At 40.3% G+C, this 17,392-nt stretch carries 12 protein-coding genes; 4 read left to right on the forward strand and 8 right to left on the reverse strand.

The annotated features are described in order from the left end of the window. From A9970_RS10625 to A9970_RS10645, 5 genes are all read right to left on the reverse strand, one after another. A complete protein-coding gene (locus A9970_RS10625) occupies positions 1 to 3,492 on the reverse strand; it encodes a TonB-dependent receptor (RefSeq protein WP_182982244.1) in 3,492 nt (1,163 codons plus the stop codon). 51 nt (positions 3,493 to 3,543) lie between these two features. Then, positions 3,544 to 4,788, reverse strand: coding sequence for a DUF1343 domain-containing protein (locus A9970_RS10630; protein WP_259655369.1), 1,245 nt, complete (start codon positions 4,786 to 4,788; stop codon positions 3,544 to 3,546). Positions 4,789 to 5,233: 445 nt separating this feature from the next. After that, a complete protein-coding gene (locus A9970_RS10635; RefSeq protein ID WP_182982245.1) occupies positions 5,234 to 5,890 on the reverse strand; it encodes an N-acetylmuramoyl-L-alanine amidase in 657 nt (218 codons plus the stop codon). Positions 5,891 to 5,948: 58 nt separating this feature from the next. Further along, entirely contained in the window at positions 5,949 to 7,721 is a 1,773-nt protein-coding gene (locus A9970_RS10640) for a SusD/RagB family nutrient-binding outer membrane lipoprotein (RefSeq protein WP_153844381.1), read from the reverse strand. A 7-nt stretch (positions 7,722 to 7,728) separates the two neighbouring features. Continuing rightward, on the reverse strand, positions 7,729 to 10,887 hold the full coding sequence (locus A9970_RS10645) for a SusC/RagA family TonB-linked outer membrane protein (protein ID WP_182982246.1): 3,159 nt from the start codon (positions 10,885 to 10,887) through the stop codon (positions 7,729 to 7,731). Between the two features lie 595 nt (positions 10,888 to 11,482). Between A9970_RS10645 and A9970_RS10650 the strand changes: the two genes are divergently transcribed. Further along, entirely contained in the window at positions 11,483 to 12,130 is a 648-nt protein-coding gene (locus A9970_RS10650) for a DUF6266 family protein (protein WP_182982247.1), read from the forward strand. A gap of 15 nt (positions 12,131 to 12,145) precedes the next feature. On the opposite strand, the gene A9970_RS10655 is transcribed toward A9970_RS10650, so the two are convergent. The 3 genes from A9970_RS10655 to nagA all read right to left on the reverse strand — a co-directional run bounded on the left by A9970_RS10655 (position 12,146) and on the right by nagA (position 15,627). Next, positions 12,146 to 12,700: an acyl-CoA thioesterase gene (locus A9970_RS10655; protein WP_182982248.1), complete on the reverse strand. Its 555-nt coding sequence runs from the start codon at positions 12,698 to 12,700 to the stop codon at positions 12,146 to 12,148. A 99-nt stretch (positions 12,701 to 12,799) separates the two neighbouring features. After that, positions 12,800 to 14,425 carry a glycoside hydrolase family 10 protein gene (locus tag A9970_RS10660; RefSeq protein ID WP_182982249.1) on the reverse strand — a complete coding sequence of 542 codons (1,626 nt, stop codon included), beginning with the start codon at positions 14,423 to 14,425 and terminating at the stop codon, positions 12,800 to 12,802. 95 nt (positions 14,426 to 14,520) lie between these two features. Beyond that, a complete protein-coding gene (nagA, locus tag A9970_RS10665) occupies positions 14,521 to 15,627 on the reverse strand; it encodes an N-acetylglucosamine-6-phosphate deacetylase (protein WP_182982250.1) in 1,107 nt (368 codons plus the stop codon). Positions 15,628 to 15,774: 147 nt separating this feature from the next. Between nagA and A9970_RS28900 the strand changes: the two genes are divergently transcribed. The 3 genes from A9970_RS28900 to A9970_RS10675 are packed head-to-tail and all read left to right on the forward strand — an operon-like array spanning position 15,775 to position 17,241. After that, entirely contained in the window at positions 15,775 to 15,906 is a 132-nt protein-coding gene (locus A9970_RS28900; RefSeq protein WP_310889281.1) for a DUF6728 family protein, read from the forward strand. A 12-nt stretch (positions 15,907 to 15,918) separates the two neighbouring features. Continuing rightward, a complete protein-coding gene (locus tag A9970_RS10670) occupies positions 15,919 to 16,305 on the forward strand; it encodes a RidA family protein (RefSeq protein WP_182982251.1) in 387 nt (128 codons plus the stop codon). A gap of 3 nt (positions 16,306 to 16,308) precedes the next feature. Continuing rightward, positions 16,309 to 17,241 carry an EamA family transporter gene (locus A9970_RS10675; RefSeq protein WP_310889282.1) on the forward strand — a complete coding sequence of 311 codons (933 nt, stop codon included), beginning with the start codon at positions 16,309 to 16,311 and terminating at the stop codon, positions 17,239 to 17,241. Positions 17,242 to 17,392 lie beyond the last annotated feature (151 nt).

Consider the following 17,392-nt stretch of genomic DNA (forward strand, 5'->3'; position numbering starts at 1 on the left):
TTAAAAGTTTAACTGAACACCAAATGATGCACTCTTAAATGTTGGTGTCCCCACACCTGTACGTCCACCATTGTAATTCGATTCATTAAAAATCGAGAAACCTTCCACTTCTTCCGGATCGATCGGTAAACCCCGAAGCTTATCCCAAGTGAAGAAATTCTCCAACGAAACATAAACACGTAAGTTATTTAGCTTAGCTCGCTGAACAATATGCTGCGGAATTGTATAACCCACAGTTAAGTTCTTAATTCTCAAATACGACATATCCAATAAGTAGCGCGACTGAACTTGCATATTATTCACATTTGCACTGCCTCCATTGTTAAATGCAGCAGGATAGAAAGCTCCCTGATTATCTTTAGTCCAGTAATCATTTACAAAGCTTGCAGGCATGGCACCGTCTGAAGTGTTAAATCCTGGAATCGCCAAGAATCCCGCTCCCCAAACCTTACGTTGTCCCACACCTTGGAAAAATGCTGAAACATCGAAGCCTTTCCAATCAGCACCAAATCTAAAACCATACTGATAACGAGGCGTCGAATTACCAATGATCTTCATATCGCCAGGATTATCGATGGTACCATCACCATTATCGATCTCCCCGTCACCATTCAAATCTTTGAATTTAACATCCCCAGGACCAAAATAGAAATTAGTTGAATTTTGGAATCGTGGCTGATAAACAGGTTTTTCACCGTTCGGCCCTTCTTTTAATAGATAGACGTTATCTGTACTTCCGTGATATTTAGTCATATCTGCATTTGGTTTTACCAACTGCGGATTGTTATCTCCATCCAACACAAAATCATTATATTGGTACAGACGGTCAGTCTCATATCCCCAGATATCACCATACACCCTACCATTATAATTCACACCCGTAGTGCGTAACGACGTATATCCACTAAAGACAGATTTAGAATCATCTAAATTAGCTCTAAAATTAATTCCCAATCCATTTTCAAATCGATGGTTAAAATCTATAGCCAATTCAAAACCTTTAGTCGTCAAGGTACCAAAGTTACCCCAAGGTGCCGCAGAACCCAAGGTCAGTGTTGTCCCTTCCAAAGGAGCAAACATATTTTTGGTCTTCTTCTGATACCAGTCAAATGTCAAACCTAATTTATTCTTAAAGAATCTAGCATCTGCACCAAAATCCAGGGTTTCCAAATCTTCCCACGTAACGCTTGGCCAATTCAGTTTTGGCGTACCGACAGAATTTAACAACGCCCCATTGACAATGTAATTAATCTGACCCGCATCCATGTTTGAAACATAAAGATCAGAAGGCACCGTTTGATTTCCGATAACACCCCATGAACCCCTAAACTTCAACTGATTTAACGTAGCCCTTGACCAGTCCATGAATTTTTCTTCTGAGACTACCCAGCCTGCTGAAAAGGATGGAAACCATCGCCATTTCAAATCTGTTGGAAACTTGGACGAACCATCATAACGGATATTACCTTCAAATAGATACTTATTCTTATACGCATAGTTCACACGGCCAAAATACCCCAACTGTGATTCCCAATACTCACCACCGCTACCCGTAATTTGGCCCACAGCCAAATCAAACTGAGGATTTGTGATATCTAATAAATCAGCTCGCTGTGTCCAATGGTAAGAACCATCGTTTGTTACTCTATTTAAACCAAGGATAAATTTAAAGCTATGATCATCATTCAAGTCAAGCTGATAAGTTGTAAATGCATTGACAGTATGCTTATGTTCATTTTGCGAACGCATATAAATATGATCTTGCGCAGAACCATTAGCTGTATACATATCATTGGAAAGATCATAAGCTAAAGTTGCATCAGCATCGCCCTTATTGACAACAGCTCCTTCTTTATTGACATAAACTGGATTTCCTTGCGCGTCAACCCGTTGCTTGGCAGCTACCCAAGAATTGGCAGCGGTATATCTTGTTCCATTTTTACGCCAGCTATAATCCTCATTGGTAAATGTATAGTCTACATCTACTTTCCAATTTTTCATAATATTAACTGTAGCACCAGCGCTTAAATTAATATAATTACGGAGCATGGAAGCTTGGTTTGCCGCCTCATTTTCACTCCATGGACTTCTTATCGGGTTGCTATTTTCGTCATAGCCCATTGGATACAGGGAACTCCAGCGATACATGTACAACCATGGATCGGCCGTTGTTGAGTTTGTCGCATAAGGATAGACCTTGTTCCGTTGCGCAAACATAGCCCCACCCCTAATAGTCACATATTTATTCAGTTCGGTATTTAGTCTTAATGCAGCATTATACCGTTTAAATTTATCCGAATCACCTGCCTTTAACATACCGCTCTGATTCAATGAACCAAATGAAGCAGTATACTGTGTTTTCTTAATCGTGCCATTTAAAGACAAGTTATGCGTTTGTGTTGGAGCCCATTCCCGCACCATATAATCATAAGGATCATAAGTTCTAACGCCATATTTTTTCGTTGGTGATCCTGGATCAACATACCAGTCTCTACCATATACCGTTGGATCATCTTTACCTATAGTGGAACCATATTTTTTATCCCACTCAACAGCACGCTCATAACTCTCTCTATTTACTTTATAGAAAGCACCAGTCTCGGTTCCCCCGACTCTTTCCAGTGCATCGATCGTATATTTTAAAGCATTGACGCGTCCCATTTCCAACTTTTTATATGGATTCTGGAATGAGAAGTTATTGGAATAATTTACGGTAACCTTTTCCGCACTTCCACCTGTTTTCGTCTTAATCAATACCACCCCAAAAGCAGCTTTCGCACCATAAATAGACGAAGAGGCAGCATCTTTTAATACGGTGATAGATTCAACATCGTCAGGATTTACGTACTGTATACTTGGAATCTCCACATTATCCACCAAGATCAATGGACTACTATTGCCCTGAATTGATGATATCGCACCACGAATACGCATCGTTGGATCAGACCCTACCTCTCCACTCGGAACTGTGACACTAAAACCTGGTGTAGTACCCTGAATTGCCCTACCAACATCGGCAATCGGACGACTCTGTAAATTTTCCTTCACATTGATCGATGCAACTGCCCCCGTTAAGTTGGCTTTTTTCTGCGTACCATAACCGACAACAACCACTTCATCCAATGCTTGATTGTCATCAATTAACGTCACATTCAACAAGTTCGAAGTCACAGGAACTTCGCGTGTAACATAACCCACAGATGAGAATCGTAACTTGCTCCCCACAGCAGCTATAATTTTGAAATGCCCCTGCGCATCGGTCTTCGTTGACACATTACTGCCAATGACAGACACGCTCACTTCAGAGACTGGACCTTTTCCATCCGTTACAGTACCTTGCACCGTATTTTGAACCGAGCTTTTTAAAGAAGAACTGAGAAGAGCGCTTGTTAATTTACCACTGTTCAAAGAACCTTCTTTTTTTGTAAAAGAATAGGATTCAGAAGGAAAACTCAATCCAAGAGCAACAGAAAATAGTACAAATTTTCTCATTGATTATAGAGTTTTAAAATAAATGATTCTAGTTAATATTGTTAGTTATCGCTATTCAAAATCAGTGTAAAGCAAATACTTCTTTCGCATTTGCTTATATATTTTCAGATCAGCTTCCCAGGAAGCACGAATCTGGTCCTCAGATTCTCCTGCAAGAATTTGCTTACGTAATTGATCAGTTCCAGCCAACTTGTCAAAAAATTCAGGCCTCGCAAAAAAGGTAGATTTATCGGGAGTCTTTTGATAAAAGTCCAACAAATATTTCAATGTAAACTTTTGATTATCTGCATTCAAACCTCTCAAGTCGACACCATAATTCTTCGTCCCTTTACCCTCCACGTGTTTAGACATACCATGACGCTCACCAGGGGTAAACGTAAAAGAACCATACACCGGATTTGTATATCCTAAAATTTGGAACGGCCAATCCGTCCCGCGTCCTACAGAAATATCTGTACCTTCGAAAAGACACAAAGAAAGATACAGGCGCACAGAAAGGTGATTAGGAAGACTTGGCGAAGGAATAACAGGCAAATCATACATACTATTATGATCCCAATTTTTGATCTTTACAATTTGTATATCAGCCTGACGACCATTCTCCAGCCAATGCTCCCCATTGATCATCAGTGCCAACTCTCCAATTGTCAAACCATGTATCATGGCGATTTTATGCCAAGAGACATCGGACTTAAACTTATCATCATGACGCACAGGGCCATCAACCTGATCGCCATTTGGATTGGGACGATCCAATACAATTAATTTTTTGTTATGCTTTGCACACAATTCCATCACACGGTGCAAAGACGTGATATAGGTATAAAAACGTGCTCCAACGTCCTGGAGATCAAAAATCATGACATCAATGGAATTGACAATAGAGTCTTGTTTCTTATTTCCACCATACAATGTAAACAGTGGCAAACCAGTCTTTTGATCAACATCATTCCCAAACTTCTCACCACGTTCAACATTCCCGCGGAAACCATGTTCAGGCGCAAAAGCAAATTTTAAGTCAACTTTATTATCGATCAAGACATCTACAAGATGTTTTTTATCAGACCCCACAATGGAAGTTTGATTTCCCATTATCCCCACTTTTTTATCCTTTAGCTGTGATAAATACAGCGTAAGCTGATCTGCTCCTGGCACAATAGCTTTGTTCGTTACATTACCAGAAATGCTGTTTTCTGCTTTTTTATCTCCTTGCATAGATTTCAAAGAACTCCCACAAGAAACAAAAACAGCAATAGAAACAAGAAAGTATAGTTTTAATAAGGCATTTTTCATCATAAATAGACTCTTAGATCATACATAAATTGCAGTTTTATGCATGAATAATTGAAAATCAGAATAAAAGTAAGTAGAACTTTTCGTTTTTAAAACTAAAAACTACACAAAAACGCAAAAGAAAGTAAGTATTCACTTACATTGCAGCGATAAACATGATATAAAAATAAGAGTTACCCACTAAATCAGAAGAACAGAAATAACTATAAAAACCTGATAATGAGCATATAAATGAAAAAATAATTGGTAAAATTAAAATCTGGTAAGTGTGCAAAACACACCTATATGTAACAAATAGAATACAATTAACATTTTGTTAACAATACAGCAAAACACAGCAAAACCGCAAAATATATCGCAAAACGATTGCATTTCGCACACTACCAAGTTAATCCTGCAAAAGAACGAAAACAACGTATATAAGCTATCCCTAGAACAGATATTCTGATTAAGGTAGCGGGCTCAATTTTAGATCGACAAGATGTTTTCTCAATTCATTCATAAATTTATCTCCCGGATCATCTTTACCCGTGATATAATTGGGATCAGTTTCTTTCCACCAACTTGTTTTCTTAAAACGCTGATATTCATGATGACCCAATACAAATTCAATGGGGTATTTTTTACTGAGATAGCGGATCAGTTCTTCATTGGCTTTTAGTTGCGCATCGGTCAATGGGTTCTGACGGCTACCTATATTCTCAATACCGATAGCGCAATAATTGAGACCTATCGTATGCCGCGCAAAAATAGAATCCGGCAGAAACTGGTAAATAGTTCCATCCCGATCAATGACAAATTGCGAAGAGACGTTCAATGGACTGGCCTTGGTCAGTTCCGGTCGTCCCGGAAGCCTGACAGGATTAAAGGTATTAAAAGTTGCTTTTACGCTGTTGTTGGCCGTCCAATGCACCACCACCATTTTAGGATGGATAACAGGTGTCGACTGCGTCAGACCATGCCGATTTTTCAGGTAATCCAACGAGAGCTGAACACGCTCCTTGTCCCAGGCAATCGGTTTTTGAATAATCTTGGGCGATTGTGCGAATCCTATAGATGTCCACAGCAACGCAAAAGCTGTCGTTAAATAATTAGTGAATTTCATACATTAAAATTACAAAAACAAAGCCGTTAAAAAACGGCTTTGTACAATACATATTATATTATTCGGCAATATCCCACCATACTGGATAAGACCAAATATCATCACTTAAAGCATTAGGATGTGATGCCATTAGGCTTTGCGCATTATAGTTGATCTCATGCGACACTTGCCTAACACGTCTAAATTGCTTACCATCGGGTATTTTAGTTTTCGCAGCTGCAGTAACTGTGTACTCATAAGGAACGCTCCAGCCAGGATAAACATTGGCACTAAAATCATAACGTCGCATATCATTCCAGTTCTGTTGCGTAAAAGACATCGCTATGAACTTTTGTGTCATAATTTTCGGCAGTGTAATATCTGCAGCAGTTCCAATACCTTTATTGATAAATTCATCAATTTTACTTTGAGCCATTGGAGATTTGCTCTGATTGACGTTGCCATAAGTAGCCAACTTAAGATTCATAAGGTCGATGTGCCCTTGTATAGCAGTTTTATAAGCGGCAAAAGCACCTGCCTTATCACCTTTTTTAAATAAAACCTCTGCCTTAATAAAATTCATTTCAACAGATGTTAAGAGATGAGTCGGTGCATCGGGGCGCGAATAAAAAGTTCCACTTGCAGCAACAACACCGTCGTCCCATTTATAAATATCGGGTGTTTTCTCCGCCTTTGCATTCGAGGTGCTCCTAAACGAAACATATACGGTATCACCCCATCGAGCAGTATTCGCTGAATTGATATACCAACTATGCGGAGCCACCGAACGATTATTACTTTCAATAGCAACATCTTTGGCATTATACGAGGCGACAATAGGACCAGATTTCATGCGGATATCAGACTGCATATCAACCCCTTTAGAACGAGCCATTTTTTTCGGAATACCATATTCCGCCCATGGAATCAACTTATCCGCTCTCGGATCCTCAACATTTTTGTTATCAAAATTGGTCAATAAATTCTCATACCATTTGGTCACCAAAATATTGGAATTCATCCCCACATTATCATAAACAATGGAAGTCTTAACTGGATCTGCAAACAAAATATCACCAAGATTATCCCCCTGTACATCAACATGATTTACAATTGTACTTTCATTGATGGATAGTGGCGCATTATTTAATGCAGCCAAAATATCATCGGGTTTGTACAAACTTGATTTTTTCGATAAGTTATTTAGCCAGCGCGCTTTTACCCCATAACACATCTTTATCCATTTCGAAACATCCCCACCGTTCCAGCTATCTCCCGCAGACAAAGCTGTAGCTGTGGCAGGTTGCTCCATCTTGAGATAAGCAATAGCTTCATCAATTTCCTTTAGGCAACCTTCAAAAATAGTTTTTCCATCATCAAATTTGGGGGTGATAACATCTCCCAATGCCTCTGTATAAGGCATTTCCCCATACCAATCTGTCATCAGCATAAAACCCATGGCACGAATTGCCTTCATCGCACCAATATAATGATAGGCATTTTCTGCTTTGGCTTTTATCTCTAAATCAGAGAAATTGGCCCCTGCTCCTACAAAAAAGAACTGATAAGGTGTCGTCGACATCCCAGCAATGGGGTTCCAACCAGCAATCATACTATTGGAAGCGGTACCATTCGTAAAACTCAACTGTTGTGTCACAAAACCCGCCCTAGCACCAGCAGTACCTTGCGCATATAAATAATAATGCTGAATCCATGCCAATCGACTATCAACCGATGCTACCGTACTAGAAGGTGTATTGGGATCCACATTGATATCCAACCAACCCTTACTACAAGAAGAAAGACTAGCCACCCCTATCAACAAGGCCAATAAATATTTTGATTTTTTCATAATGTGCTTAGAATTTTAAATTAACACCAAAAGTTACACCTGCCGTGCTTGGCACTCCATTATAATCAATACCAACAGAACTCGAACCTGTCACTCCCGATCCTGCTGCACTAGCTTCTGGATCCAATCCTTTGTAATTAGTCAAAAGCCATAAATTCGTACCTGTCAGCGTCGCTGTCAACCCTTTAATAACTTTGGAAACATTAGATTTTTTAAGCAAAGAATTTCCGAAATCATAAGAAACGGAAACAGTGCGCAATCTCAACCAATTGGTTTTTGTCATAAAATTGGCACTTTCTTTTATATAGTGTATCCCCCAATAGTCTTGAATGATCTTTTTACCACTTGTTTGCGCTCCACTCACCAGATAAGATTCATTTGCATTGAATGTAAATGTTTTATCCTCATAAACTGGAGCTGCAGCTGTCCCAGTGTTCACAACACCAGACAATGTCAATTCATCACGCTCCAATGTACGCATGCTCAATCCATTAAGTGTCATCGCATAATCTGTTCCGTTATAAATATCACCGCCAATACGATAGTCCAACAAAAATGAGAGGTTGAAATTTTTGTAGGTTAAACTATTATTTAAGCCGCCAATTAATTTCGGTTCCCGATTACCGATATTATACGTCGTCGCATTATCACTAGTTGGCATACCCGTATTGGCATCAAGGATCAACTTACCATCTGGAGTGCGCGCATATTTTGATCCAGAAATACCCATAAAACTTCCACCATTGAATGACGCAGCCTTAGCATTACCAACTTGCACATCCGTTACATAAAGAATGTCCACGCCAGAAATCAGGTTATCTACTGTTCCCTTATTCCGAGACATATTTAAGGTAACATCCCATTCAAAATTTTCTCTTTTGATAGGTTTACCCGTTAATGAGAGCTCCATGCCTTTATTGTAAATATCGCCCGCATTGACCGAGACAAAAATATAGCCCACAGACTGCCCTAAACGTGGCGAAAGGATCTGATTATACGAATTATTGGTATAATAAGCGTAATCTACACCCAATCGACCATTTAAGAAACGTAATTCAGCCCCAACTTCAAAAGATCCTGTCGTTTCTGGTTTAAGATTTGGATTCCCTTTTGTCCAGCTATTTCCTGTTCCAATAATTCCACCTAAAGATTCTCTTGGTGTCCACAGATAGGTATTTGTAGCATATGGCGTAGCATCCTTACCAACACGGGCCCAAGAAGCACGTAACTTACCAAAGCTCAGCCAGTCTAGCCCTTTATCTTTCAACAACTCCGTAAAAACAAAACTTCCTCCCACAGAAGGATAAAAATAGGACTGATTTGCAACCGGGAGTGTGGATGTCCAGTCATTTCGACCGGTTACATTTAAGAAAAGGAAATTTTTATAGGAAGCCCGTAATTCACCATATAGGCCATATAACCTCTTCTTGGAGGTAACTTCATCAAAAAGCTTATTTGCTTTATCAATATTTCCAAAACTATAGAAGTTATTAACGACAAAATCATACCCCATCCTTCTATTTGTATTCACCTTGGTCTCTTCAGCGAAATAACCGACCATGGCCCCTAAATCAAAATCACCTATTTTCTTATTAAAGTTGGACATTAAATTGGAAGACCAATAGTTGAATTTCAAATCATTCTCAGACATCATACCATTTTGCCAAAGTTGTTTAACAGCCCCGTTTTCGGCAATTAATGTAGAGTTTTTAGTTAAATAACTATCCATCCCAACACGATAAGATACATTCCACCAATCAAAAATATTCATATTGGCATTAATACTTCCTGTGATCCTTTCTGTATTATCGGTTAATTTATTTTTATTGATCGTCCAATACGGGTTTTCAACATCATCCTGAAGCTCCTGCAAACCTTCGAACATCCGATATTTAGTTCCATCATCATTCAGATATTTCTTCATATCATCACTTCTCGACCAGCCGTAAACTGAAGAAATTGCTCCAGCTCCGCCAGAACCATATAGCCCCGCCGAAGTTAAAGTCTTATCTGTATTGGCTAAAGTATAAGCCACATTGGCTCCTACACTTAATTTTCCAAATTTTTGATCACCATTAAAGCGAAAAGCCGTTTTTCCATAACCAGTTTCCGGGATAATACCCTGTTGATCAAAACGTGATCCAGACAAATAAAAAGACCCATTCTTATTACCACCGGTCATGTTAACTGTATTATCAAAAACGGTAGCCGTCCGAAAAAAGTCCCCAACATTATCATAAACTTTTTCCCCTGAATTGAAAGCCTCTCCCCAAGATTGTGTTGTATAGTTATCTAAAGTCCCAGCACTGTTATAGTACCCACGCTTGTACTTACCTTGTTGTTCAGGCAAACGATTAGCCCAATTTGCAGAAAAACGACTCGAAAAGCCTATTTCAACGCGCCCTTCACTACCACGTTTCGTCGTAATAACAACCGCTCCAGCCGCTGCACGTGAACCATATAAGGCTGCTGCCGCCGGACCTTTTAATACGGAAACATTTTCAATATCTTCCGGATTAATATCCATGACACGGTTGCTATTGGAAGTTGACGTTGCTTGCATTCCATCAAATCCGCTATTTCCTCCAATGGGCGTTGAATTATCATAGATAATACCGTCGACAACAAACAAGGGCTGGTTATCCCGCTCAAGTGAGGTACCGCCCCGAAGGATAATCTGCGCACCTGCACCTGCTGCTCCCGAAGATTGTGTTACGTTTACCCCCGCAATCTTACCTGCCAATGAATTGACCAAGTTAGCGGTCTTATTCTTCATCAACTCATCCGATTTTATATCCTGAACAGCATAACCGAGCGCTCTCTTTTCCTTCTTAATTCCCATTGCGGTCACAACAACCTCTTCAAGCGCCTCCTCACTGCCAGAAAGCGCAACATTGATCGTTGCATTTGTCCCAACCAATTGTTGTCTTTCCTGAGACCCCACGGCTCTAAAAATCAAAATATCGCCTGGCTCCGCATTGATGGTAAAACTTCCATCAGGCTTGGTTTGTGTACTGACAGATTTACCTTTGATGCTCACGGTTACATTAGGCATTGTACCACCATCAGAGGCATTCGTCACTTTACCCGTTACAGTTTTGGTCTGTGCCCATAAACTGGTTGACAGCATCACCCCTGAACAGAATAAGAGAAATTTTTTATTCATGGTTTTTAGTTAGTTGTTAATAATTTTCCATAACGGGCGGTTCCAACCCTAGGTTTATATCAATTACTACACAATAGTATGAAAAGCTTCCTGTTTTTGCAAGCTTATGCGTAATTATTTGAAAAAGAAATAACAATAAACACATTAACGCACAATCTGACAACAAAAAAGCCATAAATCCACATAAAAACAGATGCAAAAACGCACAGCACAGCAAAATAAAAACAAAAATATCTTATAAAAGCATTTAGCAGGACCTTTTCACCGCACTTGATAGCAAAAAACAAACATTAGCACAACAAAATCACCAATAGCATGCATCATCCAACAGATAACAGCGTGCTTATGCAATGAATTATTCGATTTACACCGCCATTTTAAACTAATTAATAGCTATTGTATTCGGAGATCGCTCGGTGCTTCTTCGGTACTTGTTCGGTACTCCTTCGGTACTTCTTCGGTTGGAACCGAATAAAGTCCGACTAAATTCCGTTTAAGCTTCGTTATAATTTCGAAAAAAGGCCGAACTTAATATTGACCGATATCTATTTATTTTGTAACTTAAAGAAAAATCAATAGCAATTAACTTAATATTATGGCAGTCATTAAAAACGGTGCCAATGGCACGCTTTCGGGCAAAGCAGGATCAGTGGTGTTTGTCACCAACGGAAATACAACCTATGCAAGGGGGCTACCAAAGAAAACCAAAAAAAAACCTTCTGCAGATCAAATCCAATCAAGGTCGCGTTTTTCCCTTATCCAGAAATTTATCTCCCCAATGCTAAGTTTATTACGGGTAGGATTTAAAAATTATAACCCCGATAAAAAGGCCTATAGTAACGCCATGTCCTATAATCTCAATCATGCGACAGAAAAAACCGCAACTGGCTATGCCATCAATTATGAAAACTTTCGCGTGAGTAAAGGGGTTCCCAATCCCATTTCCACCTATACATTTCAGGTAGATGAAGAGACAGGAACATTTACAATCACCTGGGAATATGACGCAAATACTACATTGCAATACGACATTAGCTCAAGTAATTGCCGTTTGCTGCTATACAATCCCGATGAGTGCGCATTCACAAATGAAAGCATGAATCCCCTGACGCATAAAACACAGACAGCCACCCTAACCCGACAGCAAACCGTCGGCAACTATCATGTCTATGTATTTTTCTACAAAACAGACGGAAGCGATGAATGCACAGACAGTAAATATCTAGGGACATTTAAATGGTAAGAAAGGGAGGAAGATCTAGGAATTCAGACTGATCTTCACATCAAAATGCTGTTTAATATAAACCTGTTGTTCGGCAGAATCCGTTTCCAGATCTTGGATAGCACGATCTCTTTCTTTGTCGACCTCCATCTTCACCACACAACGGTAGAAACGAAATACATCTTTTTCGGTCTCCAATATTAACCTTGGCACCCGGGCAGGCTTGCCTGTTTCATCTTTTGCCACCATCGTAAAATAAGAGGAATTACAATGCTTGGTTTCACCCGTCTGAATATTCATGGCTTCGACCCGAATACCGACTTCCATAGAAGAGTTACCCACATAATTCACAGAAGCGATCAATGTCACCAATTCCCCTACCTCAATAGGCTTCAAAAAATCAACTTTGCCAACTGACGCTGTCACACAATAATGTGCAGAAAATTTGGACGCCACAGCAAATGCGATCTGATCCATCAATGATAAAATATAACCGCCGTGTATTTTACCGCCAAAATTAGCATTCGAGGGCAACATCAGCTGTGACATCCGAATCACAGAGTCGCTTACTGTTTTATAGATTTCTTCCATACCTATAAATTTACCTTGCATAGATTACAATTCAAAACAAAAAAGGGATATCTAAAATTCAGATATCCCTTTTTTAAGTGTTGATGACACAACAGCTCGTTATTTTATCTTCTCAGCGACATACGGCCCTTCGTTGCTCAGGCGGTCAACAGCTTTTACCGCAACATACTGCAGTTTTTTGTTGTTCAATGTCGTTGGAATGTCCTTACTTGTAACCCCCGGATCCAAAATCTCATATTGCCATACCCCACCGTAGTTGAGATATAATACCCATTTTGAAACCTGATCAATTTGCTGGTGCTGCCATTTCGCAAAAATATTGCCCCCTTGAGGAGTCAATAGCAAAGTCGGTTTCAACAAAGGATTTGCATTCAACCAAGGACTTGTTGGCACCAATGCTTTCACCTGATAAGGACCATTCACCAAAGCTTGTGTCATGGCCGGGTTTTTGGTCAGTCCCGCCAAACTCCAGTGGATTACACCTTCCCGGTTATCAGGCAATAGTGTCCGTGCTGCCTCCACTTGATTAACAATTTCCTGAACATACTCCGGACCACGCCTGCCAACCGTATTGATGCCCGGCCAAAGGTGGCGTCCCAATGTATTTTCACTTTCCCACCATTTTAACAAAGCCGTATAACTCTGTTTGGCTGGCTGTATGGGCCAATACAACTGCGGAGCAAAATAGTCTATCCAGCCTTTGTTCAACCATAATTTAGCATCTGCATAAAGCATATCATACTGGCTAGACCCCTGAATTCCTGACGGATAACCGGGTTTCCAGATACCAAAGGGACTGATACCGAATTTCACAAAATTCTTCTCTTTCTTAATATCCTTATAAATACGTTCGATAAAGGTATTTACACTATTTCTACGGAAGTCTCCGCGCGATAGATCCCCACCATTACGTTTGTATTCATTGTAACTATCCGAATCCGGAAAATCCTGACCACCATTATATTCCGCGTAAGGATAGAAATAATCGTCGAAATGCACACCATCGATATCATAACGCTTGACAATATCCATAACCACGCGCGCTGCGTGGTCCTGTGTAGATTTTTTGGATGGATCAAACCAATAATAGCCCTGTTTCAATTTGACAACCGACTCGGGCATTTTGCGCGCCATGGAAGCTGAAGTAACGGCACCGCCAGCGGTATGGTGGGCACGATAGGGGTTCAACCAAACATGAAGTTCAATCCCTCTTTTATGAGCCTGCTCAACCCAAAAATCAAGCGGATCGTAATAAGGAGAAGGTGCTTGCCCCTCTGTACCGGTCAAAAAGTACGACCAAGGCTCAAGATCACTTTTATAAAATGCATCGGCTGATGGGCGTACTTGAAAAACAACAGCATTAAAATTATTATTTTTCAGAAAATCCAATATGCCGATCGCTTCCTGTTGCTGTTCAGCTGTACTCAGGTTATTTTTGCTCGGCCAATTGATATTTGCAACAGAGGCCACCCAAGCTGCGCGAAACTCGCGCGGTAACACAGGAAGATCGACAACGATTTCCTTCTTCTTTTCTGCAACTGGCTGTTCTTTTGTTTCAATTGTATTTTTTACCCGTTCGCGCTTGGGTACCGAAGGCGGGTCTTTTTTTACAATTTCGACATTTGTAGTTGTGGTATTGGCAGGCTCCTGTTTCTTATTTTTCTTGGATGAACAAGAAGATAAAACAAAAAGTGCTGCCGCTAAAAATAATAGGGAACGTTTCATCAATCTATAGAATAGTGTTTTTTCAAAAATAACTAACGAAGATACGTATAATATTAGTCAATCTCGGCCAGTCGGCCAATCTTCTCCGAAATGGATCAGCGCTTTAACTCTCCTTTGAAGATCACCTGCTCCAGCTTAAAGTCATCATTAAAGACAATAACATTCGCCATACTTCCATGATTGAGATTTCCGATATCTCCTCTATTTAAAAGATTTGCGGGATACAGCGTTGCCATTCGGATCGCTTCATCGAGTGGTATGCCCACCTTTTGCACGGCATTTTTCACCCCTTCGAGCAAGGAGATTGCAGCCCCTGAAATGGTACCATCAGGTAAAGCATAATATCCATCGTTCAACACATGCTGATAAATATCTTTATCGCAACTGGCAACAGCATCAGTAATCATAAACAGCCGCTCACCCATCTGACGTTTCGCAATTTTTACCGCTTCAAAGCTTACATGATGTCCGTCGACAATAATACTTGCCTGTGCAGTCGGATGATTAAAAATTGCACCGACCAACCCAACTTCGCGATGATGTAAAGGCGACATTGCATTAAACAGGTGGGTGCTTGTTGGAATCCCCAAATCATAGCCGTGCGTACCTTCCTCAAAAGTTGCATCACTATGTCCAGCACTGAGCAGCAAATTATAGCCCTGCAAATACTTTAAGACATCGTCCGTTATACATTCAGGCGCTATCGTCATCATCTTGACAACCTGATTTCCGGCCAAAAGATCGTCAATCTTTTCCTTCGTAGGCTCGATAATTAATTCCGCAGGATGCGCACCCCGTTTTTTAGGATTTAAGAAAGGACCTTCCAAATGTAGCCCTAAAAATGCATCATGCCGGAAGCCTTCTGCCACGCGAATGGCATCCTTAAATACAGGGATGGTATTGGTCGCCAGGGTCATCATAAAAGAAGTCGTACCTTTACCGACCAAGCCCTCGGCGATGCGTTCCAAAGAGGCTACACTACGCTCGGCGGAATACAAGTCTGATCCGTCACCATACAATTGAAGGTCAATCAGCCCAGCACAAACAGTAGACCCGTTAACTGGATAACTGGTATAATCTGCAGGCACCTCCTGATCATTGACAATCGCTACAATTTTACCTTCGCGGATCAGCAATGCTTTTTGTTCCAAAATCGACTCACCAGTGTATATTCTGCCACCAATTAATGCTATCTTATTCATATAAATTCTATTTCATTACCAAGTTACCAAAATTCAAAAAAATCCGGCCACTTGTACAAGATTTTGTTTTATCGTCTACCGGGAGTTCTTTCAAAGTTTTTGATCTTTTCATTTTCACTTTCTAATTTACTGTTGTAACTTAGTTCCATGTACTTTTTTAGAAAGCGTAACGCAGATCGCCCGACGAATGGAAATATAAAAGCCATGCATATTATTAATGCAACGGCCATAATTATCTTTTTATTGGGCCTGATTTACAAAATATTTTTCACCTCCTAAACACTGTCATCCATGTCAAAAAAAGAAATCTTAAATACAGACAAAGCTCCTGCTGCAATAGGACCATATAACCAGGCAATTAAAGCCGGCAATACATTATATGTCTCTGGACAAATCCCACTGGTTCCCGAAACAATGGAGTTAATTTCATCGGGCGTGAAAGACGAAGCGCACCAGGTGTTGAAAAATGTAGAAGCTATCCTGACACATGCCGGATATACTTTTGAAGATGTTGTCAAAGCTTCGATTTTCTTAAGTGATATGGGCAATTTTGCATTAGTCAATGAAGTATATGCGGAATATTTTAAAGACGCCCAACCAGCACGCGAGTGTGTTGCGGTCAAAACTCTTCCCAAGAACGTCAATGTCGAGATTTCAGTCATTGCCTGGAAAGATTAATCCGTGGGAAATAGCAACGAAACAGCAAGCCGCGGAAAATATCTTTTCGCGGCTTTTTTGGCCCCTTTTATCTGGGGATTTATGTCTATCCCTGTACGCTGGATACGCGGCTATCCGGCCGAGGATATTCTGTATTTTAGAATAATAACTGCGCTCCTGATCCTCTGGATATACCTGTTGCTGTTTCGAAGAAAAACCATGCAAGCTGATATTCGGAAGTTCCAACTTCTACCTCGTGTGGGCAAGCTCCGCCAGACCTGCCTTACCCTACTCGCGTCGGCCTTAATCTTTGGAAACTGGTTTACCTATATCTATGCGGTCAACCACATCAGCATTCAGTCTGCGGCATTGGCCTACCTGACCTGCCCCTTGATCACTGCAGCGGGAGCCTATCTCATACTCAAGGAGAAGCTAACGAGCTGGCAAAAAACAGCACTTTTTATTGCTTTTGGCAGCGTTTGTCTCCTTGCAAAAGGTTCGTTACATGATGTTCTCTGGGCTATTACTATTGCCACCTGCTACGCTTTTTATCTGATCGTACAACGGATATCCACGAGTTTCGATAAACTCAATCAATTGGTGATCCAGCTCAGTATATGTGCATTGTTTGTGATCCCCAAACTGATCTACAATCATCATGCAATTCCGGCAGAGCCCCTATTTTGGGGCACCATAGTTCTTATCGCATCGCTATTCACGATTATCCCCCTTTTCCTGAGCATGTATGCACTCATAGGCATTTCATCAACAACGACTGGCGTTCTGCTTTATATCAATCCGCTGATCGCATTTACTTTGGCTGCAACCTATTTCCGAGAACCCGTTTCTCCAATAAAATATATCGCTTACGGAATTATATTTGTTGCAATTATCCTTTTTAATATCAAAAACATCAAGGAGACTGTTTCCACATCGAAGACGCCTGCAAAACAATAGATCATTTGTTATTTTCAAATAGCTCCTAAATCAAGTACACTGTCTGAAATTAAACAGATTACATCTTTCGGATGATGAAAGACAGTCGCGCAATCTCGACTTAAAAAAATGACAAAACATATAACAAAATAATTATCAAGGCTTTAAAAGT

The organism is Sphingobacterium sp. UME9 (assembly GCF_014170215.1).
In the GTDB taxonomy this organism is placed as follows: domain Bacteria; phylum Bacteroidota; class Bacteroidia; order Sphingobacteriales; family Sphingobacteriaceae; genus Sphingobacterium; species Sphingobacterium paramultivorum.